The 21,169-nt window shown below is 69.6% G+C and carries 22 protein-coding genes; 13 read left to right on the top strand and 9 right to left on the bottom strand.

All coding sequences use genetic code 11. From position 1 onward, the window contains the following. Positions 1-10: 10 nt before the first annotated feature. From HQN59_RS13100 to HQN59_RS13075, 6 genes are all read right to left on the bottom strand, one after another. On the bottom strand, positions 11-772 hold the full coding sequence (locus HQN59_RS13100) for an enoyl-CoA hydratase (protein ID WP_176069540.1): 762 nt from the start codon (positions 770-772) through the stop codon (positions 11-13). 64 nt (positions 773-836) lie between these two features. Beyond that, positions 837-2,036, bottom strand: a complete 1,200-nt coding sequence (locus HQN59_RS13095; RefSeq protein WP_176069539.1) for an acetyl-CoA C-acyltransferase — start codon at positions 2,034-2,036, stop codon at positions 837-839. Positions 2,037-2,046: 10 nt separating this feature from the next. Then, the gene (locus HQN59_RS13090; protein WP_176069538.1) at positions 2,047-4,461 is read right to left on the bottom strand and encodes a 3-hydroxyacyl-CoA dehydrogenase/enoyl-CoA hydratase family protein; all 2,415 of its coding nucleotides are present in this window, start codon (positions 4,459-4,461) and stop codon (positions 2,047-2,049) included. 49 nt (positions 4,462-4,510) lie between these two features. Next, positions 4,511-4,966 carry a DUF2147 domain-containing protein gene (locus HQN59_RS13085; protein WP_176069537.1) on the bottom strand — a complete coding sequence of 152 codons (456 nt, stop codon included), beginning with the start codon at positions 4,964-4,966 and terminating at the stop codon, positions 4,511-4,513. Positions 4,967-5,025: 59 nt separating this feature from the next. After that, entirely contained in the window at positions 5,026-6,816 is a 1,791-nt protein-coding gene (locus tag HQN59_RS13080; RefSeq protein WP_176069536.1) for an acyl-CoA dehydrogenase C-terminal domain-containing protein, read from the bottom strand. Positions 6,817-6,852: 36 nt separating this feature from the next. Continuing rightward, a complete protein-coding gene (locus tag HQN59_RS13075; RefSeq protein WP_176069535.1) occupies positions 6,853-7,596 on the bottom strand; it encodes a TetR/AcrR family transcriptional regulator in 744 nt (247 codons plus the stop codon). A 198-nt stretch (positions 7,597-7,794) separates the two neighbouring features. On the opposite strand from HQN59_RS13075, the gene HQN59_RS13070 reads away from it, so the two are divergent. Both HQN59_RS13070 and HQN59_RS13065 read left to right on the top strand, forming a co-directional pair. Then, entirely contained in the window at positions 7,795-8,352 is a 558-nt protein-coding gene (locus tag HQN59_RS13070) for an HNH endonuclease (protein WP_176069534.1), read from the top strand. Positions 8,353-8,500: 148 nt separating this feature from the next. Then, positions 8,501-8,989, top strand: a complete 489-nt coding sequence (locus HQN59_RS13065) for an outer membrane lipoprotein (protein ID WP_176069533.1) — start codon at positions 8,501-8,503, stop codon at positions 8,987-8,989. Here the strand turns inward: HQN59_RS13065 and HQN59_RS13060 are convergent. From HQN59_RS13060 to HQN59_RS13050, 3 genes are all read right to left on the bottom strand, one after another. Further along, complete coding sequence (locus tag HQN59_RS13060; RefSeq protein WP_176069532.1) at positions 8,937-9,713, bottom strand: N-formylglutamate amidohydrolase; 777 nt, start codon at positions 9,711-9,713, stop codon at positions 8,937-8,939. The genes HQN59_RS13065 and HQN59_RS13060 overlap by 53 nt on opposite strands. Continuing rightward, positions 9,710-10,744, bottom strand: a complete 1,035-nt coding sequence (locus HQN59_RS13055; protein WP_176069531.1) for a 2-dehydropantoate 2-reductase — start codon at positions 10,742-10,744, stop codon at positions 9,710-9,712. Before HQN59_RS13055 ends, HQN59_RS13060 begins: the two co-directional genes overlap by 4 nt. 76 nt (positions 10,745-10,820) lie before the next feature. Beyond that, positions 10,821-11,111, bottom strand: coding sequence for a hypothetical protein (locus HQN59_RS13050; protein WP_176069530.1), 291 nt, complete (start codon positions 11,109-11,111; stop codon positions 10,821-10,823). A gap of 95 nt (positions 11,112-11,206) precedes the next feature. Between HQN59_RS13050 and HQN59_RS13045 the strand changes: the two genes are divergently transcribed. From HQN59_RS13045 to HQN59_RS12995, 11 genes are all read left to right on the top strand, one after another. Continuing rightward, positions 11,207-11,881, top strand: coding sequence for an MgtC/SapB family protein (locus HQN59_RS13045; RefSeq protein ID WP_176069529.1), 675 nt, complete (start codon positions 11,207-11,209; stop codon positions 11,879-11,881). 338 nt (positions 11,882-12,219) lie between these two features. Beyond that, positions 12,220-12,639 carry a Fur family transcriptional regulator gene (locus tag HQN59_RS13040; RefSeq protein WP_176069528.1) on the top strand — a complete coding sequence of 140 codons (420 nt, stop codon included), beginning with the start codon at positions 12,220-12,222 and terminating at the stop codon, positions 12,637-12,639. Positions 12,640-12,750: 111 nt separating this feature from the next. Further along, positions 12,751-13,506 (top strand): metal ABC transporter ATP-binding protein, encoded by a 756-nt coding sequence (locus tag HQN59_RS13035; RefSeq protein WP_176069527.1) that lies wholly within the window; start codon positions 12,751-12,753, stop codon positions 13,504-13,506. Between the two features lie 35 nt (positions 13,507-13,541). Then, positions 13,542-14,378, top strand: a complete 837-nt coding sequence (locus tag HQN59_RS13030) for a metal ABC transporter permease (RefSeq protein ID WP_176069587.1) — start codon at positions 13,542-13,544, stop codon at positions 14,376-14,378. Beyond that, a complete protein-coding gene (locus HQN59_RS13025) occupies positions 14,375-15,253 on the top strand; it encodes a metal ABC transporter solute-binding protein, Zn/Mn family (RefSeq protein WP_176069526.1) in 879 nt (292 codons plus the stop codon). Before HQN59_RS13030 ends, HQN59_RS13025 begins: the two co-directional genes overlap by 4 nt. A 25-nt stretch (positions 15,254-15,278) precedes the next feature. Further along, entirely contained in the window at positions 15,279-15,809 is a 531-nt protein-coding gene (locus tag HQN59_RS13020) for a DUF2796 domain-containing protein (protein WP_176069525.1), read from the top strand. A 10-nt stretch (positions 15,810-15,819) separates the two neighbouring features. Then, a complete protein-coding gene (locus HQN59_RS13015; protein ID WP_425342722.1) occupies positions 15,820-16,530 on the top strand; it encodes an ABC transporter ATP-binding protein in 711 nt (236 codons plus the stop codon). Continuing rightward, positions 16,527-17,777 carry an ABC transporter permease gene (locus tag HQN59_RS13010; RefSeq protein WP_176069524.1) on the top strand — a complete coding sequence of 417 codons (1,251 nt, stop codon included), beginning with the start codon at positions 16,527-16,529 and terminating at the stop codon, positions 17,775-17,777. Before HQN59_RS13015 ends, HQN59_RS13010 begins: the two co-directional genes overlap by 4 nt. A 2-nt stretch (positions 17,778-17,779) precedes the next feature. Further along, positions 17,780-18,340, top strand: coding sequence for a DUF3299 domain-containing protein (locus tag HQN59_RS13005; protein ID WP_176069523.1), 561 nt, complete (start codon positions 17,780-17,782; stop codon positions 18,338-18,340). Between the two features lie 213 nt (positions 18,341-18,553). After that, positions 18,554-18,937 (top strand): hypothetical protein, encoded by a 384-nt coding sequence (locus HQN59_RS13000; RefSeq protein WP_176069522.1) that lies wholly within the window; start codon positions 18,554-18,556, stop codon positions 18,935-18,937. Between the two features lie 171 nt (positions 18,938-19,108). Then, on the top strand, positions 19,109-21,142 hold the full coding sequence (locus HQN59_RS12995) for a TonB-dependent receptor (protein WP_246294883.1): 2,034 nt from the start codon (positions 19,109-19,111) through the stop codon (positions 21,140-21,142). The last annotated feature ends 27 nt before the right edge of the window (positions 21,143-21,169 follow it).

The raw sequence follows: 21,169 nt of genomic DNA, 5'->3' as shown, positions 1-21,169 counted from the left end.
GCTCCCTGCATCAGAACTTCGAGAAATCCGGCTGGCGCTTCTGGAAGAACGCGCTGAACGCCTCCTTCGCTTCGGGGCTCTGCAGGCGGGCGGCGAACGCCTGTCCCTCGACGCCGATCGTCTCGGCGAGCGCCGCGGCCCGGCCGCGCCGCAGCAGGCGCTTGGTCTCGCGCACCGCGCCCGGCGGCAGCGTATTGAAGCGCTCGGCGATGCGGCGCGCGTGACGCACCACTTCGCCCGCCGGCAGCACCGCGTTGGCAAGGCCGAGCTCGACCGCGTCGGCGCCGGTGAACGGGTCGCCGAGCAGCAGCTTCTCGGCCGCCCGCACGTTGCCGAGCAGCTGCGGAACGATCAGGCTCGAGCCGAACTCGGGCACCAGCCCGAGGCTCACGAACGGCATCGCGAGGCGCGCCTCGTCCGACACATAGACGAAGTCGCAGTGCAGCAGCATGGTCGTACCGATGCCGATCGCGGGGCCGGTGACCGCCGCGATGACCGGCTTGTCGCAGCCGATGATCGCCTGCATGAACGCGAACGCCGGCGACTCGGTGCTCTGCGGCGGCCGCTGCATGAAGTCGTCGATGTCGTTGCCCGACGTGAAGATGCCGGGCTGCCCGGTGAGCAGCACCGAGCGCACCGCCGGGTCGGCGGTCGCGGCCTCGAACGCGTCGGCGAGCGCGCCGTACATCGCCATGGTGAGCGCGTTCTTCTTCTCGGGGCGCGCGATCTCGATGGTCGCGACGCCGTCGACGTTTGCGGTCCTGATGCTCATGAGCGTCCCCCGGTATGGCTGGTGAAGAAAGCCTGCGTCGCCGACCAAGCGCGGCAGGCGGTGCTCAGACGCGCTCGAAGATGCCGGCAGCGCCCTGCCCGGTGCCGACGCACATCGTCACCATGCCGTACTTCAGGTTGTGGCGGCGCAGGGCGTGAACGACGGTCGCCGAGCGAATCGCGCCGGTCGCGCCCAGGGGATGGCCGAGCGCGATCGCACCGCCCATCGGGTTGACCTTTGCGCGGTCGAGGCCGACCGAGTCGATGACAGCCAGCGCCTGCGCGGCGAACGCCTCGTTGAGCTCGATCCAGTCCATGTCGGCGATGTTCAGCCCCGCGTAGCGCAGCGCTGCCGGAATCGCCTCGATCGGGCCGATGCCCATGATCTCGGGCGGCACGCCGCGGCTCGCGAAGCTCACGAAGCGCGCCAGCGGCTTGAGGTCGAAGCGCTTGACCGCGGCCTCGCTCGCGAGGATCAGCGCGCCGGCGCCGTCGCTGGTCTGCGAGCTGTTGCCCGCGGTCACCGAGCCCTTCGCGGCGAACACCGGCTTCAGCTTGGCAAGCCCTTCGATCGACGTGTCCGGGCGCGGACCTTCGTCGAGCGACACGGTGCGCGTCCTGGTCGCCGGCGCGCCGGCGGCCAGGTCGGGGAAGCGCTCGACCACCTCGATCGGCGTGATCTCGTCGGCGAACTCGCCGTCCTGCTGCGCCTTGAGTGCCTTCTGGTGCGACGCGAGCGCGAACGCGTCCTGCGCCTCGCGGCTCACCTTCCATTGCGCCGCGACCTTTTCGGCGGTAAGGCCCATGCCGTAGGCGATGCCGATGTTCTCGTCGCGCTCGAACACGCGCGGGTTGAATGCCGGCTTGTTGCCGCCCATCGGCACCAGGCTCATCGACTCGGCGCCGCCGGCGATCATCACGTCGGCCTCACCGACGCGGATGCGGTCGGCCGCCATCTGCACCGCCGAGAGACCCGACGCGCAGAAGCGGTTCACGGTGATCCCGCCGACCGAGTTCGGCAGCCCGGCGAGCGCGACCGCGATGCGCGCCATGTTCATGCCCTGCTCGGCCTCGGGGAACGAGCAGCCGATCACGGCGTCCTCGATCGCCGCCGGGTCGAGCGTCGGCACCTGGCCGAGCGCGCTCTGGATCACCGCGACCAGCAGGTCGTCCGAGCGCGTGCTCCTGAAGAAGCCGCGGCCCGACTTGCCGATCGGCGTGCGCGTCGCCGCGACGATGTAGGCGTCCTGTACTTGCTTGCTCATGTGTGCGTCCTCAGTTGCGAACCGGTTTTCCGGTTTGCAGCATTCCCATGATCCGTTCCTGCGTCTTCGGATGCGTCAGCAGCTCGCAGAAGTGCTTGCGCTCGAGCGCCATGACGTATTCCTCGGTGACCAGCGAGCCGCCGTCGACGTCGCCGCCGCACAGGGTGTCGGCGATGCGCGACGACACCTCGTAATCGTGCTTGCTCGCGAAGCCGCCGTCGCGCAGGTTGGCGAGCTGCGCCTTGATGGTCGCGATCGCGGTGCGGCCCGCGACCGGGAAGCGCACACGCAGCGGCGGCCGGTAGCCGGCCGCCGCCATCGCCTTCGCCTCGCCGATCGCGACGTGCAGCAGCTCGTCCTTGTGCGCGACGATCACGTCGCTCGGCAGCAGGTAGCCGAGCTTCCTGTTCTCGAGCGCGCTGGTGCCGACCTTGGCCATCGCCGCGCTCGTGAACGGCTCCTTGAGGAACGGGAACAGGTCGGTGTTGGCACCGCCCGCGGCGGCCGACTCGGCGGCACGCCGCGCCACGTAGGCGAGACCGCCGCCGGCGGGGATCAGGCCGACGCCGACCTCGACGAAGCCCATGTAGCTCTCCATCGCGGCGACGCGGCGTGCCGCGTGAATCGCGACCTCGCAGCCGCCGCCGAGCGCAATGCCGCGCAGCGCCGCGACCACCGGCACCGACGCGTAGCGCATGCGCAGCATCGCGTCCTGCAGCTTCTTCACTTCGGGCGCGATGCCGGCGGCGCCGCTCTTCATGAACACCGGCATCAGCGCCTCGAGGTTGGCGCCGGCCGAGAACACGTCGTCGGGCGACCAGATCACGAGACCCTGGTAGTCGCTTTCGGCGAGCTCGATCGCCTTCGCGAGGCCTTCGGTCACCGCCGGGCTGATCAGGTGGAGCTTGCTGGTGATGCTCGCGATCAGCACCTCGCCGTCGAGCGTCCAGACGCGGATGTCGGCGTTGCGGTAGACCTCGGTGCCCGATTCGAGCGGATTCGGCGCGCCTGCGCCGGCGAGGCTCTCGCGGAACCGCTGACGCTCGTAGACGGGGAGCGGGCTCGGTGCGACCCAGCGGCTCTCGGCCGCGCTCCACGAGCCCTGCGCACTGTGCACGCCGCCGTTTTCGGCGACCGGGCCGTCGAACACCCAGCCCGGCAGCGGCGCGCTGCTCAGCGCCTTGCCCGCGTCGATGTCGGCTTTGACCCACTCGGCGACCTGCTTCCAGCCGGCCGACTGCCAGAGCTCGAACGGCCCCTGCTGCAGGCCGAAGCCCCAGCGCATCGCGAAGTCGACGTCGCGCGCGCTCTCGGCGATGTCGGCGAGGTGCACCGCCGCGTAGTGGAAGCCGTCGCGCAGGATCGCCCACAGGAACTGCGCCTGCGGGTTGGTCGAGTCGTGCAGGAGCTTGAGGCGCTCGGCGGAAGGCTTTTTGAGGATGCGCGCGACGATCTCGTCGGCCTTGCCGCCGCCGGGCACGTAGTCGCCCTTGGCTGCGTCGAAGCGCAGGATGTCCTTGCCGACCTTCTTGTAGAAACCGGCGCCGGTCTTCTGGCCGAGCGCGCCGGCGTTCATCAGGGTCGTGAGCGCCGCCGGCGTCGCGTAGCTCGCATAGAACGGATCGTTCGACTTGTCCGGCCCGAGGTTGTCCTGCAGCGTGCGGATCACGTGCGCCATCGTGTCGAGCCCGACCACGTCGGCGGTGCGGAAGGTGCCCGAGCTCGCACGCCCGAGCTTCTTGCCGGTGAGGTCGTCGACCACGTCGTAGGTGAGGCCGAAGTTCTCGGCCTCCTTCATCGTCGCCAGCATGCCGGCGATGCCGACCCGGTTCGCGATGAAGTTCGGGGTGTCCTTCGCGCGCACCACCGACTTGCCGAGCGAGGTGGTCACGAACGTCTCGAGCTGGTCGATGATCGTGGCGTCGGTCGTCGGTGCCGCGATCAGCTCCACGAGCGCCATGTAGCGCGGCGGATTGAAGAAGTGGATGCCGCAGAAGCGCGCGCGGATCTCCTCGGGCAGCGCTTGCGAGAGCGCGGTGATGCTGAGGCCCGAGGTGTTGCTCGCGAGGATTGCGTGCGGCGCCACCGCCCCCGCGATTCGCTTGTAGAGGTCGACCTTCCAGTCCATGCGCTCGGCGATCGCCTCGATCACGAGGTCGCACTCGGCGAGTTTGCCGAGGTCGTCGTCGTAGTTGGCGGGCTCGATGAACGCGGCGTCTTCCGGCACGCCGAGCGGCGCCGGCTTCATCTTCTTGAGGTTCTCGACCGCCTTCAGGACGATGCCGTTCTTCGGACCCGACTCGGGCTTGGCCGGCAGGTCGAACAGCACCACCGGCACGCGAACGTTGACGAGGTGGGCGGCGATCTGCGCGCCCATCACGCCGGCGCCGAGCACGGCGACCTTGCGAACAGTGAATCGTTTCATCGTTTCTCCATCAGGGATGCGAATGCGCGCACGGGCTTGAGCGTGTCCTTCATTCGACGCGGATCCAGGTCTGCGTGCGGCCGAACATCGGCGCCCCGATGTAGCCGCGGACCTCGAGCCGGGCGCCGTTGTCGATCGGCTTGAGGCGCACGCGGTACACCTTGCCGTTGCTCGGATCGAGAATGTCGCCGCCGCTCCAGAGCGCCTTGTCGCCGGCGTCCTGCTTGACGTTGCGCAGGATCGTCATGCCCTGGATCGGCTTGTCCTTGCGCTCGTCGGTGCAGTCCTTGCACACCGGATCGGGCGGCGCGGTCGGGTCGAGCAGCTTCTCGACACGGCCGCTCAGCACGCCGTTCGACTCGCTGATGCGGACCAGCGATTTCTCTTTCTTGGTCTCGTCGTCGATCGTCTTCCAGGTGCCGACCGGCGTCGCCTGCGCATGCGCCGCGAGCGCCGCGCCGGCAAGGCCGAGACCGATCACGAAAGCGCCGAGGCTCGTCTTCATCGATGTCGTCTCCAGGTGAAGGTCGAAGGCCGCCGCGCCGTCGGGCGCGACGAACGGCATCAGAACAGCGCGGCATCCATCGCCATCAGCGGCGCCGCACCGGCGCGCGCGCTGCGGATCAGCGCTGCCGTTTCGGGCAGCAGCTTGGCGAAGTAGAAGCGTGCCGTCGCGAGCTTGGCGGTGTAGAACGGGTCGCCCGAGCCTTCCTTCTCGAGCGCCACCTTGGCCATGCGCGCCCATAGGTACGCGAACACCAGGTGGCTCACCACGCGCAGGTAGTCGACCGCGGCGGCGCCGACTTCGTCCGGGTTCTGGAATGCCTTCATGCCGATCTCGGTGGAGAGCTTGGTAACCTTCTCGCCGAGGTCGGCGAGCGGGTTGACGAACTCCTGCATCGACTCGACGACGCCTTCGTCCTCGACGAAGCCCGCGATCAGCTTGCCGAGCTTCTTCAGCTTGGCACCGTTGTCCCCGAGCACCTTGCGGCCGAGCAGGTCGAGCGACTGGATCGTGTTGGTGCCCTCGTAGATCATGTTGATGCGGGCGTCGCGCACGAACTGCTCCATGCCCCATTCGCGCACGTAGCCGTGGCCGCCGAACACCTGCAGGCACGCCGAGGTCGCGATCCACGCGTTGTCGGTGAGGAAGGCCTTGACGATCGGCGTGAGCAGCGCGACCAGGTCGCCGGCGTCGGCGCGCACCGTCTCGTCGTCGCTCGCGAGTTCCTGGTCGAGCAGCAGCGTCGTGAAGACCGCGAGCGCGCGGCCGCCTTCGGCGTAGGCGCGCGCGGTGAGCAGCATCTTGCGAACGTCGGGGTGCACGATGATCGGGTCGGCCGGCTGCTCGGGCGACTTCGCACCCGAGAGCGACCGCATCTGCAGGCGCTCCTTCGCGTAGGCGGCGGCGTTCTGATAGGCCACTTCGGTGAGGCCGAGCGACTGCATGCCCACGCCCAGACGAGCCGCGTTCATCATGACGAACATCGCCGCCAGGCCCTTGTGCGGCTGGCCGACCAGGCTGCCGACGGCGCCGTCGAGCACGATCTGCGCCGTGGCGTTGCCGTGGATCCCCATCTTGTGCTCGAGACCGCCGCAGTAGATGCCGTTGCGCGCGCCCAAGCTGCCGTCCGGGTTGACGCTGAACTTGGGCGCCACGAACAGCGAGATCCCCTTCGACCCGCTCGGCGCGTCCGGCAGGCGTGCCAGCACCAGGTGGACGATGTTCTCGGCCATGTCGTGCTCGCCGGCCGAGATGAAGATCTTGTTGCCGGTGAGCCGGTAGGTGCCGTCGGCCTGCGGCTCGGCCTTGGTGCGCAAGAGACCCAGGTCGGTACCGCACTGCGGCTCGGTCAGACACATGGTGCCGGTCCACTCGCCGCTCGTCAGCTTGGGCAGGTAGAGGCGCTTCTGCTCGTCGCTGCCGTGCGCGTGCAGCGCCTCGTAGGCGCCGTGCGAGAGCCCCGGGTACATGGTCCACGCCTGATTGGCGCCGTTCAGCATCTCGTAGAAGCACTGGTTCACCACGTGCGGCAGGCCCTGCCCGCCGAAGTCGGGGTCGCAGCTGAGCGCCGGCCAGCCGCCTTCGACGTAGCGCGCGTAGGCGTCCTTGAAGCCGGTGGGCGTGGTCACCTCGTGGCTCGCGGCGTCGAGCGTGCAGCCTTCGGCGTCGCCGACCGGGTTGAGCGGCGCGACGACGTCGCGCGCGAACTTGCCGCCCTCCTCGAGCACGGCGTCGATCGTCTCGGCGTCGACGTCGGCGTGCGGCGGCAGCTGCTTCAGGGTGCCGACCGCATCGAGCACCTCGTGCAGGACGAACTGCAGGTCGCGCAGCGGCGGGTTGTACTGGGGCATCGGGAGAACTCCTGGGCGGGCGAACAAGAAAGGGAATCAGGCAGGGTCGCGGCGCGTCACGCGTGCCTTGGCGACGCTGCGCACGGCGCGCGGTCGCGCGGGCGCCGGCAGCTCGGCACCGGAGGCGGGCGTGCGCGCGGCGCGGCGCGGCTGGTGGTCGGCGACGAGGCGGCGGTACGCCGTGCGCGCACGCTCGTCGGCGCCGGGGTGGCGCAGCAGACGCGCGTCGTGATGCAGCGCGAGCACCATGCCGTGCATCTCGAACAGCAGCTGCTGCGGGTCGGTGTCGGCGCGCAGGTGGCCCTCGGCCACGGCAGCGAGGATCGCGCGCTCGAGTGCGCTCTGCCAGGTCTGCACCATGCCGACCAGGGCGTCGCGCACCGCGCCGGGACGGTCGTCGAGCTCGACCGCGCCGCTGATGTAGATGCAGCCGAAGTCGGCCTCGACCGAGACGCGGCGGACCCAGCGTTCGAACAGCTCGGTGAGGCGCGGCAGCCCGCGCGGCGCACGCAGCGCCGGCGTGAACACGTCTTCCTCGAAGCGCGCGTGATAGGCGCGCACCACCGAGATCTGCAGCTCCTCGCGCGATCCGAAGTGCGCGAACACGCCCGACTTGCTCATGCCGATCGCCTCGGCGACGACGCCGATCGACAGGCCCTCGATGCCGATCTGCGCCGCGAGCGCGAGCGCCGCATCGAGGATGGTCGCGCGCGTCTGCCGGCCCTTGGGCGCGCGCGGCGCTGCAGCAGGTCGATCGGGAGGGGTGGTGGAGTCGGGCATCGCGGGTCAGGCCAGCGCCGGACAGTCCGGCACGAAAAAGAACGGTCGTGCTATTTTGGCCGGCATTATGGGTGCAACGGAACCCGAACGGGCGCGTCGGAATTCGCAATCGGCAGCGCGGGTGTGCCATCGGCCGCCCTCACCTACGGGCACTCCAGCTTGAACAAAGCCGCGGCGATGCATTACGCTGGGAGCGCCATGGAAGTGCTTCAACTCGACATGTCGGGGCGCCCGCAATCGTGGATCTCGGCGCGCGACGCGGCCGTCATCTACGCGAGCGATGGCGTGGCGTGGACGCTCGGCGACGCCTTCTACGTGCTGCGCGGCGGCCTGCAGCGCCGCACCGGGCTGCAGTCGCGGATCGAGGTGCACCCCATCATCGCGGTGCGCGGCGCGGTGCCGAGCCGCGCCTGGCGCCGCACCCCGGCGCTCAGCAACCCCAAGCTGTTCGCGCGCGACCGGCAGGTCTGCGCGTACTGCGGCGGGCACTTCACCATCGACGACCTGACCCGCGAGCACATCGTTCCCACCTCGCGCGGCGGGCTCGACTCGTGGATGAACTGCATCACCGCGTGCCGGCCGTGCAACGGCCACAAGGGCAACCGGCTCCCGGAAGAGGCGCGCATGACGCTGCTCTACCTGCCGTACGTGCCCAGCCTGCACGAGGACATGATCCTGCGCGGGCGCCGCATCCTCGCCGACCAGATGGAATTCCTGCTCGCGAGCGTGCCGCGCAGCAGCCGCCTGCACGGCTGACGGCACGCGGGTCGCGGCGCGCCGCTGCCGCGCACGGACGTCCGGGCAACGCTTCTTTACGCCGTTGGCCGGAACCCCGGCGCCGTCACCGCGATCTCACGTCGACGCCGGCACGGCGCGTGCCGGCAAGGCCTCGAGGAAGCCTGCCATGAAGAAGTCCATCTCCGTCATCCTGCTCAGCGCGGCGCTGGCCGCCTGCTCGACCACCAGCCCGGACGTCATCCAGGCACACGACGCGCAACGCATGGCGCGCGTCGTCGACGCAACGGTGCTCTCGGTGCGGCAGGTCGTCGTCCAGGGCCGCGAAACCGGCGCCGGCACGATCGCCGGCGGCGTGGTCGGCGGCGTCGCCGGTTCGTCGATCGGCGGCCACCGCGACGGCATCGTGGGCGGCGTGCTCGGCGCGGTCGCCGGCGCCGTGCTCGGCAACACCATCGAACGCTCGGTGAACCGCGAAGACGCCGTCGAGATCCTGGTTCAGCTGCGCAACGGCGAACGACGCGCGGTGGTCCAGGCGCGCAACGGCGACAGCTGGATTCCCGGCGATCCGGTGGTGCTGGTCACCAGCAACGGCCGCACGCGGGTCAGCCACGCGCCCGGCTACGCGCCGGTGGCGCGGCCGGTGCCGCCGAGCTGAGGCCGGGGCGACCGGCGCCGGTGGCGTCGAGCGCCTCGCGCAGCGAGTCGACCAGGGCCGCGCGGATGTCGTGCCACGCGCGGCCGCCCTCGAGCATGAAGCGCTGGTTCACCTCGAGTTCGAGTCCGACGTAGCGATCGGGCGGGTGGCGCTTGCGCAGCGTCGACGTGAGGCCGTCGCCCTTGCCCTGGTACGGGTAGTTGCGGCGCAGCAGCAGGTCGCGCCGCCGCGTGCGCAGGGCGGCGCGCCAGGCCGCGGCGAACGCCACCTCGCCGGGCCGCGCAGGGTCGTAGAGGAAGCCCACGTCGGCGTGCCGGACCTCGCCGTCGAGCTCGGGCACGAAGCTGTGCGACGCGATGTGCAGCGCCGTGTCGCCGGTGGCCACGGCCGCGTCGATCGCCCCTTCGATCGCGTTCCGATGCGGCCGCCAGTGCTGCGCGATGATGCGCTGGCGCTCGGCTGCCGGCAGGTCGCGGATCATCTCGCCGTGCAACGCCGGGTTCCAGATCGAGCGATTGAGGTCGACCAGCAGCCGCGTCGTCGTCGACGCGACCAGCGGCGCGTCGAGAACTGTCGCCATCTCGCGCGCGAGCTGCAGCGATCCCGGGTCCCAGCCGCGATGGCCGTGCAGGATCGCTTCGTGGCCGGCAAAGCGCGGCTGCCACTCGCGCGGCACGTCGCAGCCGCCGTGTTCGGAGCTGACGAAGAGCCGGCGCCGGCTCACGACGCGCTCGCCCCGCGGGCGCTGCCCTCGTCGGCCGCCGTCATCGGGTAGAGCCCGTGCACGCGCGCGAACAGACGGGTGATTCCGTAAAGCGTATCGATCGAGGGCGTCGCGATGCCGACACGCGCTGCGATCTCGCGCACTGCGCCGACGATCGGGTCGAGCTCGATCGCGCGACCGGCATCGACGTCCTGCAGCATCGAGCTGCGGAAGGCACCGAGGCGGCGCGTGACCTGGTGGCGGTCTTCGGGCGTCTGGTCGATCGCGCAGCCGATCGCCGCGCCGACGCACGAGGCTTCACGCATGGCCTCGGAACAGAACCCGAGCACCAGCGGGTCGGCGAGGATGCGGTCGATCGTCGCGCCGGTGACCGCCGACAAGGGGTTCATCGTCAGGTTGCCCCAGAGCTTGTACCAGACGTCGTGACGGATCTGCGGCGATTCGGCGGCGTCGAACCCGGCCGCGCCAAGCCGCTCGACGAGCGCCGCGACACGCGGCGACGTGCCGCCCGCCGGCTCGCCGACGATGAGACGTGCTCCCATCTGGTGCTCCACCAGTCCGGGCTCCGATGTCGACGTGCTGGCGTGCACCACGCAGCCGACCACGTGGCGAAACGGGATCGCAGCGCCGATGCGGCCGCCCGGGTCGACGCTCTCGAGCGGCGCACCGCCGAGCACCGCCAGCCCGTGGCCGAACCACCACGGCACGCCATTCATCGCGGGCACGACGATGGTTTCGGGCCCGAGCAGGGGCGCGACCGAGGCGGCCGCCTCGCTCATCGCATGACCCTTCACGGCGACGATCACGATGTCCTGCGGGCCGAGTTCGCGCGCATCGGCGACGGCGCGCACCGGCGCCTGCAGCAGTTCGCCGCCCTGGCGCAGGCGCCAGCCGTGGCGCTCGAGCGCCGACAGCGTGGCGCCGCGCGCCACCGCGCTCACGTCGGCCTCGCCGCCGAGCGCCAGGCGAGTTCCGATGAAGCCGCCGATCGCGCCGGCGCCGACGATGCAGATCCGGGATCGCGTGCTCAACGTTCGTCTCTCATGGCCAGGGTGGAAAAGAGCTGCGGAGCCCGCTCGCGAGCAGCGCCGCCGCCGAGCGCAGCCCTCAGCGGTGCGGCTGCTTGTTGCTGCTCCAGTCGATGCGTCCGGCGTCGATCTCGGTGTGCGCGTAGTCGACGCCGAATCGCACCGCCGCGTCGACGCTGTCGTACTCGTGGAAGCCGACGTCGAAGCTCGTGTCCATGCGGTCGGGCCCGTCGCCCTTGGCGACCCCGAGATGCACCTGGTAGCGCTGGCGCGTCGGACTGAACGCGACCACGACGGTGATCTCGTGGCCGGCGTGGACGGCCCGCGCGACGTGCTTGCGGCCGTCGGACGTGACTTGCGGATCGGTCATGCGGCGAGCATACGCAAAAGGCCGAAGGGTCGGTCGGCCGGGTGCCCGATGCCGATCGGCGCGATGGCTATGCTCCGCCGCATGAGGACGTCTCCATGATCACGCCGCTCGAGGTCGTCGTGCGGCTCGGCGTCGCCGCCCTTCTGGGTGCGCTCGTCGGGCTCGAACGCGAGCGCCACGAGTGGGCCGCAGGCCTGCGCACGCACATGCTGGTCTGCGTCGGATCGGCGCTCGTGATGCTGGTGTCGATGTTCGGGTTTTCCGACGTGCAGGGCGCACCGCACGTCTCGTTCGACCCTTCGCGTGTCGCCGCACAGGTGGTCAGCGGCATCGGCTTTCTCGGCGCCGGCACCATCCTGTTCCTTCGCCAGGAGGTCATCCGTGGTCTGACCACGGCGGCGAGCCTGTGGACGATCGCGGCGGTGGGCCTTGCGGTCGGGAGCGGGCTCTACGTCGCCGCGGCGGCGACGACCACGATCGCGCTCGTCATCCTCGGCTTGGTGCGCCCGCTCGAGCGTCGCCTGTTTCGCCGGGGCGAGCTGCGCCGCCTGGCGCTGCAGGTCGAACCCGGTGCGGCCAGCCTCGCGCGGATCGAGGAAGTGCTGGAGGCAGCCGGCATCGGCATCGCCCGCATCGAGATCCAGCGCGACCAAGACGGCGGACGCGACTCGGTGTCGCTCTCGCTCTCGAGCAGCATCGCGCGCAGCGAACTACTCGCGCTCGCGGACCGTCTGCGCGCATTGCCCGGAGTTCGCGCGATCGATCTCTGAAGGGGCGGGCGGCCATCGCTCGCCAGCCTCTGCGGAGCACGATCGGCGGCTCCCATGGCCCGGAGATGCCCCGCGAGCAGGCGGCAAGCGGGCGAGAAGCCGACGCGCTGCGGGGCCTCGCTGCGTCGAACCGCTGACCGTCGCTTCCAACAGGGTCGAGCAGCGACAGCAGCGCCCGCCCACCGGACATCACGTCGGGCAGGCTGCTCCTGCCCTCCGTAGACGTCACCGCCACGCTCTCCTCGATAGTTCCAGGCGCGCCACTCGCGACACTGCAGCGCACGTTCTAACGATAATGCGATATCATCCGCTCAGCGCTTATCCGGTACGCTGCATGCATGGAACGCAACACCCGCCAGCGGGCGGCCATTCGCGAAGCAATCGCGCAGGCGGACCGACCGCTGCTGCCGCTCGAGGTGCTGGAGGCCGCGCAGCTTCAGGCGCCAGGTCTGGGCATCGCGACCGTCTATCGCAACCTGAAGGCGCTCGTGCAGGAAGGGGAGCTGCAACCCGTCAGCCTGCCAGGCGAGAACCTGCGCTACGAGCTCTTCGGCCGGCCGCACCACCATCACTTCCAGTGCGCGCAGTGCAATCGCGTGTTCGAGGTTCACGCGTGCCCGGGAGACCTCTCGAAGCTTGCTCCGGCAGGCTTCGTGGTCGACGATCACGAGCTGACGCTCTACGGTCGCTGCAAGGAATGCCTCGCGCGGAGTACCCCGCGCCGGAGAAGGTCCGCGCACGTTCATCGCGCGCGCTGACCGCCTCGCGCTCGCCCGCGTCATGCTGACGCGCGGTGCAGGCGCGAGGCTCCTGGGTGCCTCGGCGATCGTCTTCATGCTGTGGCTGATCGTGACCTGGGCCTACTGGTGATGCCCTCGAGCCATTGCCCGGGTGAGCCAGCGATCCGCACGCACGACCTGACGATCTCGTATCGCGGGCGCCCGGCGGTCTGGCGCGTGAGCGCCGAGATTCCCGCGGGCGCGCTGACGGCGCTGGTCGGACCCAACGGCGCCGGCAAGAGCACGTTGCTGGCGGCGCTCGCCGGAGCCGTACCCCGGTTCGAAGGCGCCGTGGACCGGGCGGCGGTTCGGCGCATTGCATACCTTCCCCAGGCCTCGACGCTTGACCTCGGCTTCCCGATTCGCGTGCAGGAGGTGGTGTCGAGCGGCCTCTGGTTCCGGATTGGCAGCTTCGGCGCGGTCGGCAGCGCCGAGCGCGCCCAGATCGCCGGTGCCCTCGACGCCGTCGGCCTCGGAGGTCTCGAGCGGCGCTGGATGCGCGAGTTGTCGGCGGGTCAGGTGCAGCGCGTCCTGTTCGCGCGGGCACTCGTGCAGGATGCAGGACTCGTTCTGCTCGACGAGCCCTTCGCCGCGATGGACGAACGGACCACCGCCGATCTGCTCGGCGTCCTGCGTGTGTGGACGCGTGAAGGCAAGGCCGTCGTCCTGGTGACGCATGACCTCGCGCAAGCGCGTACGAGATGCGACCACGCGCGCCTGCTGGCAACCGAGCTTGTCGCTTTCGGCCCCGTGAGCGAGGTTCTAACGTCCGAGCACCTGTCGGCGGCACGCCGCGTGGCGGAGCAGTGGCGGATCGCCGATGGGCCGTACAGGGCGGCCGCGTGAGCGAATTGCTTTCGCCCTTCGCCGAGTTCGCCTTCATGCGACGGGCCTTGGCCGCCGTCACCGCCTTGTCGGTGAGCAGCGCGCCGATCGGCTGCCTGATGGTGCTGCGACGGATGAGCCTGGCAGGCGACGCGATGGCCCACGCCGTCCTTCCCGGTGCGGCGATCGGGTTCATCGCGGCAGGGCTGTCGTTGCCCGCGATGAGCGTCGGCGGCTTCATCGCGGCCATGGCCGTCGCGCTGCTGGCCGGGTTCGTCAGCCATGCGACACCGCAGCGCGACGATGCGAGCTTCGCGGCGTTCTACCTGATCGCCCTGGCACTGGGCGTACTGCTCGTGTCGCTGCACGGGAGCCCCGTGGACCTCATGCACATGCTGTTTGGCAGCGTGCTCGCAGTCGACGACGCAGCGCTCGTCCAGATCGCCCTGGTGTCGAGCGGAACCCTCTGTGCTCTGGCGCTGATGTACAGGCCGCTCGTCCTGCACAGCCTCGATCCCGGGCACCTGCGAAGTGTCGGCGGCCCGGGCGCTGCGGCTCACGTTCTGCTGCTGGTGCTCGTCGTGGCCAACCTCGTCAGCTCGTTTCTCGCGCTCGGCACGCTGCTGGCGATCGGGCTGATGATGCTTCCGGCCGCGTCGGCACGGTTCTGGGTCGAGGGGCTGCCCGCAATGGCAGCGGCAGCCGCGGCCATCGGCGCCGTTTCGGGCGCGGCAGGCCTGCTCGTCAGCTTCCATGCGGAGCTTCCGTCCGGCCCCTGCATCGTGCTGATCTGCGGGGCCGTCTACATGGTCTCGCTTCTTTTCGGACGCCGGAACGGCTTGCTCGCAGGGCACCTGCCCAAGAGCCTCTACCGCGCTCGCGCAGGCTCATGATGCTTCGGCGGCAGATCCTCCTCGCGGGCTCGGCGCTGCTTGCGCGGCCGGTTCGAGGCGCCACGGGGCCCGCGGGCCGGGTCGTTGCCAGCTTCTCGATCCTTGCCGACATCGCGCATCAGCTGCTTCCTGCCGGGATCGAGGTTGCTTCGCTGGTCGGTCCGGACGCCGACGCTCACGTCTACGAGCCGAGCGCCGCCGACGCGAGGCGGCTCGCGACCGCCGATCTGGTGCTGGTCAACGGACTCGGGTTCGAAGGCTGGATGGAACGCCTCGTGCGCTTGTCGGCCGCTCCCGGCGCGGTAATTACCGCCAGCGCGGGCCTTGAGCCCCGAACCGTCGCCGGCGTGCCTGACCCGCATGTCTGGCAGAGCTTGACGTTGATGCGTCGCTACACGGCGAACCTGGCCGCGGCCTTCGCTCGACGCTGGCCGGCCGCTGCTTCCGAGATCCGGGCGCGCAGCACGGCCTACCTGGCGCAGCTCGAGCAGCTCGACGCCCGGATCCATGGCTGGATCGACGCAATCCCTCGTCAGCAGCGACGCGTCATCACGTCGCACGATGCGTTCGGCTACTTCGGCCACGCCTACGGAATCGACTTCCTCGCGCCGCAAGGCTGGAGCACGCTCAGCGAGCCCTCGGCCGCAGCCGTGGCGCGGCTGATCCGCCAGGTCCAGCGCGACGGCGTGCGCGCCCTCTTCGTCGAGAACATCAGCGACCCGCGACTCATCGAACGCATCGCACGCGAAGGCGGCGCGCGCGTGGGCGGCGTGCTCTATTCCGACGCACTGTCGCGACGCGGCGGGCCGGCCGAGACGTACGTCGACTTGATGGCCCACAACGCGCGCACCTTGGTCGACGCGCTCTCGCACTGAATTGCAGTCCGCCACCAGGAGTTACATGAAGCCGATTTCCGCTGCAGCTTTCCTGCTCGCGCTTGCCAGCGCTGCCTCCCTCGCTGGCGCAGCGTCGAAGCCCCACGAGCACGGCGTCGTCAAGCTCGACGTCGCGGTCGAGGGCGAGAACCTGAGCGTCGCCATGGAGGCCCCGCTCGACATCGTGCTCGGCTTCGAGCGCGCGCCTCGCACGGACTCCGAGCGTCGTGCTGCCGCGGACGTGCTGAGCCGCTTGCGTGAGGGTGCCGCGCTGTTCAGCCCCGACGCCGCGGCCCAGTGCCGCCGCGTCAGGTCCGACGTGCGCGCCGGCGTGCTCGAGGCGGGTGCCAGGCACCCCGCCAACACAGAGCACGCCGACCTGGATGCAACGTACGAGTACCGCTGCGCGCAACCCGGGTCGCTGCGTACACTCGACGTCGGCTTGTTCGATGCCTTCAAGCGAATCCAACGCGTCGACGTTCAGGTCGCCGGCCCGGGTGGGCAAGCCAAAGCGACGCTTCAACGTCCCGCCCGAGTGATCAACATCCGCCGCTGAGGCACGACGCGTGGACGTACCGGCATTGCTGCTATCGAATGTTCGCTTTCGCTGGCCGCGCGGCATGTCGGACGTGCTCGACATCGAGAGCCTCGAGGTGCAACGCGGGGAACGCGTGCTCCTGCGTGGCGACAGCGGATGCGGCAAGAGCACCTTGCTCTCGCTGGCAGCGGGCGTTCTCGTGCCACAGAGCGGCACGGTCAACCTGCTCGGCGAGGATTGGCGACGCTTGTCGGCCGGACGACGAGATCGCCGCCGCACCGACCACATCGGCTACATCTTTCAGCAGTTCAATCTCCTGCCCTACCTGAGCGTTCTGGACAACGTGCTGCTGCCGTGCCGGTTCTCGCCGGCGCGTGCGGCTCGCTGCGGTGGCTCGCTCGGGCACGCCCGCGAGCAGGCCGAGGCATTGCTGGCGGAACTTCAGCTGCAGGCAGCGGACTGGCGGCGGCCTGCCGGTGAGCTGTCGGTGGGCCAGCAGCAGCGCGTGGCGGCTGCGCGCGCGATGATCGGTCGCCCGGAGCTGGTGATCGCGGACGAGCCGACCTCGGCGCTGGACGAAGGTCGCCGCGACGTCTTCATGAGGCTGCTGACACGGGTCTGCGAGGACGTCGGCAGCGCCCTGCTGTTCGTCAGCCACGATGCACGACTGGCCGCACACTTCGAACGCGTGATCGATCTGCCGAGCATCAATCGAGCCGTGCAGAGGGAAGTCAATTGAGCGCGTTGTGGACGGTGGCCTGGCACAGCGCGTGGCACCGGCGCTTCGGCCTGTCCGTCGTCGTCGTCTCGGTCGCACTGTCGACCTTCCTGCTCCTCGCGGTGGAGCGCGTGAGGCACGACGTGCGCGAGAACTTCTCGCAAGCCGTCTCCGGCACCGATCTGATCGTCGGCGCCCGCACCGGTGCGGTGCAGCTGATGCTGTACACGGTGTTTCGGATCGGGAACGCGACCAACACCATCGAGTGGAGCAGCGTGAAGGACCTCGAGCGCGACCCTGCGGTCGCGTGGGTCGTTCCGCTCTCGCTGGGCGATTCGCACCGCGGCTTTCCTGTCGTCGGAACGACGCCGCTCTACTTCGAGCGCTTCCAGTACGGAGCGCGCCGCGCGCTGCGCTTCGCGCAGGGCAAGCCGTTCGTCGGTGTGTTCGACGCGGTCCTCGGCGCCGAAGTGGCCGCGCGCCTCGGCTACGGGCTCGGCGAGCGCCTCGTGCTCAGCCACGGCAAGGGTGAGATCGCCGGTACGGACCATGCGGACAAGCCGTTCAAGGTCGTGGGCATCCTGGCGCGAACAGGCACGCCGGTGGATCGATCGGTCCACATCTCGCTGGCGGGCATGCAGGCCATCCACCTGGACTGGATCGCCGGGATGCCGCTCCCGGGGCTGGCCGTTCCCGTCGACAGGGTTCAGGAGCACGACCTCACGCCCAAGGCGGTGACCGCTGCGCTGGTGGGTCTGAAGTCGCGCGTTCAGGTGTTCTCGCTGCAGCGGCGCATCGCCGAGTACGAGGCAGAGCCTCTTCCGGGGGTCGCACTCGACGAGCTGTGGAGCACGATCGCAGTGGGTGAGCGCGCCTTGCTGATCATGAGCGCCCTGGTGGCGATGGTCAGCTTCGCGGGACTCGTCGCCGTCATCGTCACCGGGCTGGAGCAGCGCCGACGCGAGCTGGCGGTCCTGCGCTCCATCGGCGCCGGCCCACGCGAGATACTGGTGTTGTTGATCACGGAATGCATACTCGTCACGGTGCTCGGCGCGCTGCTCGGCGCGCTCGCCTGCACTGCCGTCGTGCGCCTCCTGGGACCCTGGGCCGAGGCCGAGTTCGGCATCGGGGTTCGGCCTGCCTGGCCCGGCGCAACGGAGTGGGCACTCTTGTCGGCCGTCGTTGTCGCCGGCATCATCGCCAGCCTGGTTCCGGGCTGGCGCGCCTACCGAATGTCACTGGCGGACGGCTTGTCCCCGAAAGGTTAGGAATGAACGAGCTTCGTCTGTCGCGGCGCGACATGGCCTTGCTGATGCTGGCTGGCGGCCTTGGGTGTGTCGGCGACAAGGCACGAGCTGCCGAGAAGGCTGCATCGATTCGCAGGCTCTCGTGGGATGAGCTGATCCCGAAGGACTGGGACCCGCAGAAGTTCTTCCGTGACAAGCAGGTTGGCGCCGTCCGCGAGGGTGACGTGGGCGAGCGAGCGTTGATGCGGGAGATGAGGCAGATCTGGGACAACGCACCCACGCGGCTCGAGCTGAACGGACTCGTCGTGAAGCTCCCCGGCTACGTCGTACCGGTCGAGATGCTCGTGGGCGACATCAAGGAGTTCCTGCTGGTGCCGTACTTCGGCGCCTGCGTGCACACCCCGCCGCCACCTGCCAACCAGCTCGTGTACGTGACTCTCGAGGCACCCAAGCCCTTGAAGACGATGGACGTCGTGTGGGTGACGGGCACCATGAGGACCGAGCGCAACGGTTCTCCCTTCGGGAACAGCGGCTACAGGTTGGAGGCGTCGGCGGTGGAGCCATACCGGGCGCCTGCGCGCTAGGCAGACGCCGCGGCCGCGCGGCGAAGGTTGCCTGCGAACGGCACCTGGCCCGCCTGCGGGCACCGGGGTGTCCGGCGGAATGAGGGAAAGGTCGGACTCTTGCGCCGCCGCGACCTCTCTTTCGCGAGCGAGAACCGTACGCTAGAGTTTGTCACCCATCCCATGCGACCCCGCCTCTCAACCAGCAAGGCTCCGGCCCGTCGACGAGCCCTCGTGCTCGGGCTGCTCGTCGTGCTGGTCCTGGTGCAGACACTGGGTCTGCTGCATCGAGCAGCCCACGCGAGGCACATCCTGCTGGACCGGGTGGCAGCCTCTCAGGCCATGGGCGACGGCGTGATCGCGCCGTTCGTCGCGTCGAGCGAGTGCAGGGCCGGCGTCAAATGTGACAGGGGTTGGCTGCGAGCGCTGTTCGCCGGTCACGATCAGCTGCGCCAGTGCGAGCACTACGACGACCTGAGTGCCGACGTCCTGGCGTTCGGCAGTGCTCCCGTTCTTCTCCAAGCATCGCCGCAGAACGAGTTGCCGGCGGCCCACTCCGCCTGGCACGTCGCAGCGCAGGCGCAGGGCTTTCTTGCCCGAGGTCCCCCGATCGCTTGAACCCGCATAAGCCGTCCCTCGACGGCCGCCGCGGCACGCCCGCCACGCGAGCTCCTGTGGAGCTTCGCGCGGCTGCGGCACCGCACCTGTTCATGCCGGCCCGCACGGGCCCTTCGGGAACCTCTCATGCCATCCCAGACCATCTCCCGCCGACGCCGACGTCTCGGCACGTTGACGCTCGCGCTCGCTTCCGTCAGTCCGATCCACGCTCAGACGACCTCGCCAGCCACGCCCAACGCATCTTCCAACGACACGCCGACCACCACGCTCGCGCCCGTGATCGTGACCGGCAATCCCCTGGGCTCGACCGAGCTCGCCTCGCCTGTGACGGCGCTCGGCGGCACGGAGCTCCTGCTCCGGCGGGGCACAACCTTGGGCGAGACGCTCAACGGCCTGCCGGGGGTGTCGTCGACCTACTTCGGCCCGAACGCGAACCGGCCCGTGATCCGAGGGCTCGACGGCGACCGCATCCGGATCCTCAACAACGGCGGCGCCTCCATCGATGCGTCGAGCCTGAGCTTCGACCATGCCGTGCCGATCGACCCGCTGGTGGTCGAGCGCGTCGAGGTCCTGCGCGGCCCGGGCGCGCTGCTGTACGGCGGCAATGCCATCGGTGGCGTGGTGAACGCCATCGACAACCGTATCCCGAAGTACTCCCTCACGGGCCCCTCGGGAAGCGCCGAGGTGCGCCTCGGTGGCGCAGACCGCGAGCGCGGCGGCGGCGCCGCTGTCGAGACCGGCAACGGCACGTTCGCCCTGCATGCCGATGCGTTCAAGCGCGAAACCTCCGATCTGCGCGTTCCCCGTTACACGCCGATCGATGCCGAAGGTGATGCACTCGATCCGACGCGGCACGTCCGCAACTCCGCATCCCGCGCCTCGGGCGGCGCGGTCGGAGCCTCGTACACCTACGGATCCGGCTACCTGGGAATCTCGGGCGACACCTACGACAACCGCTACGGCATCGTCGCGGAAGAAGACGTGATCATTCGCATGAAGCGCGATCGCGTCGCCCTCGCGGGTGAGGCGCGCGACCTCAACGGGCCGCTCCGCTCGATCAGCTTCCACTTCAGCGACACCCGCTATCGACACGACGAGGTCGAGGGTTCCGGAGAGATCGGCACCACGTTCAAGACGTCGGGATCGGAACTGCGCGTGCAGGCGCAGCATGCGCAGATTGGCCCCCTGAGGGGAGTCATCGGCGCTCAGATCGAGGATTTCGATTTCTCGGCACTCGGGGAAGAGGCCTTCGTGCCATCCACGAAGACACGGCGTCGCGCCCTCTTCGTGCTCGAGGAACTGGCCTCGCCTGTCGGTACGCTGAGCGTGGGCTTTCGAGTCGAACGCGCCAGCGTCTCATCGAAGGGCGACGCCGACATGGACGAGGTTCGCTTCGGCGAGGCGACGCAGCGGCGATTCACGCTGCATAGCGCATCCATCGGCGACGTGGTCAAGCTCGGTGGAGACTGGACCCTGACCGGATCCCTCAGCAGTACGGCCCGGGCGCCGACCTCGTTCGAGCTCTTCGCAAACGGCGTTCACGCCGCCACGGGGACTTACGAGCGTGGCGACCCCAGCCTCAAGGTCGAGAGAGGCAACAACCTCGATGTGGCGGCCCAGTGGAAGTCCGGAGCCAACCGGTTCCGGGTCGGTGCCTACGTCGCTCGCTTCTCGCGCTTCATCTCGCTCCAGCCGAGCGGCCGAACCATCAGTCAGGAAGGCGAAGACGGGCCCGAAGACTTCCCGGAGTACGTGTTCAGGCCGGTGCGCGCGAAGCTCGCCGGAATCGAGCTCGAAGGCAGCCATCGCCTGCTCGAGCGACTCTGGACGCTCGACATCTCGGGCAAGCTGGACTACACGCGCGCCACTCAAGCCGGCGGGGAACCATTGCCCCGGATCGCGCCGCTTCGCGCCGCCCTCGCCCTGGACGCCGGTACCGGTCCCTGGCGCCTGCGGTTCGAGATGGAAAGCGCTGCGCGGCAGCGGCGCGTGCCCGACTACGACACCTCCACCGCCGGATACACGCTCTTCAATGCCTCGGTGAGCCATCGCTTCAGCATCGGCGGCTTCGAGGGCAACGCGTTCCTCAAGGCGATCAACCTCGGCGACAAGCTCGCGTACAGCGCCTCGACGATCGAGACGATCCGCGGCCTGGTGCCGCTTCCGGGACGGGCGGTGAAGGCCGGGCTTCAGGTGATGTTCTGAAGGCGACGCCCGGGTTGCGCGCTAGGC

Origin of the sequence: Rhizobacter koreensis (assembly GCF_013366375.1) — a bacterium.
In the GTDB taxonomy this organism is placed as follows: Bacteria; Pseudomonadota; Gammaproteobacteria; order Burkholderiales; family Burkholderiaceae_C; genus Schlegelella_A; species Schlegelella_A koreensis.
Note: the sequence above shows the minus strand (reverse complement) of the source record. Positions and strands in the feature narration are given on the sequence as shown.

Bases quoted from the DNA above. Each gene is read 5' to 3' on its own strand.
- HQN59_RS13100 (WP_176069540.1), bottom strand. From the start codon at position 772: ATGAGCATCAGGACCGCAAACGTCGACGGCGTCGCGACCATCGAGATC.
- HQN59_RS13095 (WP_176069539.1), bottom strand. From the start codon at position 2,036: ATGAGCAAGCAAGTACAGGACGCCTACATCGTCGCGGCGACGCGCACG.
- HQN59_RS13090 (WP_176069538.1), bottom strand. From the start codon at position 4,461: ATGAAACGATTCACTGTTCGCAAGGTCGCCGTGCTCGGCGCCGGCGTG.
- HQN59_RS13085 (WP_176069537.1), bottom strand. From the start codon at position 4,966: ATGAAGACGAGCCTCGGCGCTTTCGTGATCGGTCTCGGCCTTGCCGGC.
- HQN59_RS13080 (WP_176069536.1), bottom strand. From the start codon at position 6,816: ATGCCCCAGTACAACCCGCCGCTGCGCGACCTGCAGTTCGTCCTGCAC.
- HQN59_RS13075 (WP_176069535.1), bottom strand. From the start codon at position 7,596: ATGCCCGACTCCACCACCCCTCCCGATCGACCTGCTGCAGCGCCGCGC.
- HQN59_RS13070 (WP_176069534.1), top strand. From the start codon at position 7,795: ATGGAAGTGCTTCAACTCGACATGTCGGGGCGCCCGCAATCGTGGATC.
- HQN59_RS13065 (WP_176069533.1), top strand. From the start codon at position 8,501: ATGAAGAAGTCCATCTCCGTCATCCTGCTCAGCGCGGCGCTGGCCGCC.
- HQN59_RS13050 (WP_176069530.1), bottom strand. From the start codon at position 11,111: ATGACCGATCCGCAAGTCACGTCCGACGGCCGCAAGCACGTCGCGCGG.
- HQN59_RS13045 (WP_176069529.1), top strand. From the start codon at position 11,207: ATGATCACGCCGCTCGAGGTCGTCGTGCGGCTCGGCGTCGCCGCCCTT.
- HQN59_RS13040 (WP_176069528.1), top strand. From the start codon at position 12,220: ATGGAACGCAACACCCGCCAGCGGGCGGCCATTCGCGAAGCAATCGCG.
- HQN59_RS13035 (WP_176069527.1), top strand. From the start codon at position 12,751: ATGCCCTCGAGCCATTGCCCGGGTGAGCCAGCGATCCGCACGCACGAC.
- HQN59_RS13030 (WP_176069587.1), top strand. From the start codon at position 13,542: ATGCGACGGGCCTTGGCCGCCGTCACCGCCTTGTCGGTGAGCAGCGCG.
- HQN59_RS13025 (WP_176069526.1), top strand. From the start codon at position 14,375: ATGATGCTTCGGCGGCAGATCCTCCTCGCGGGCTCGGCGCTGCTTGCG.
- HQN59_RS13020 (WP_176069525.1), top strand. From the start codon at position 15,279: ATGAAGCCGATTTCCGCTGCAGCTTTCCTGCTCGCGCTTGCCAGCGCT.
- HQN59_RS13005 (WP_176069523.1), top strand. From the start codon at position 17,780: ATGAACGAGCTTCGTCTGTCGCGGCGCGACATGGCCTTGCTGATGCTG.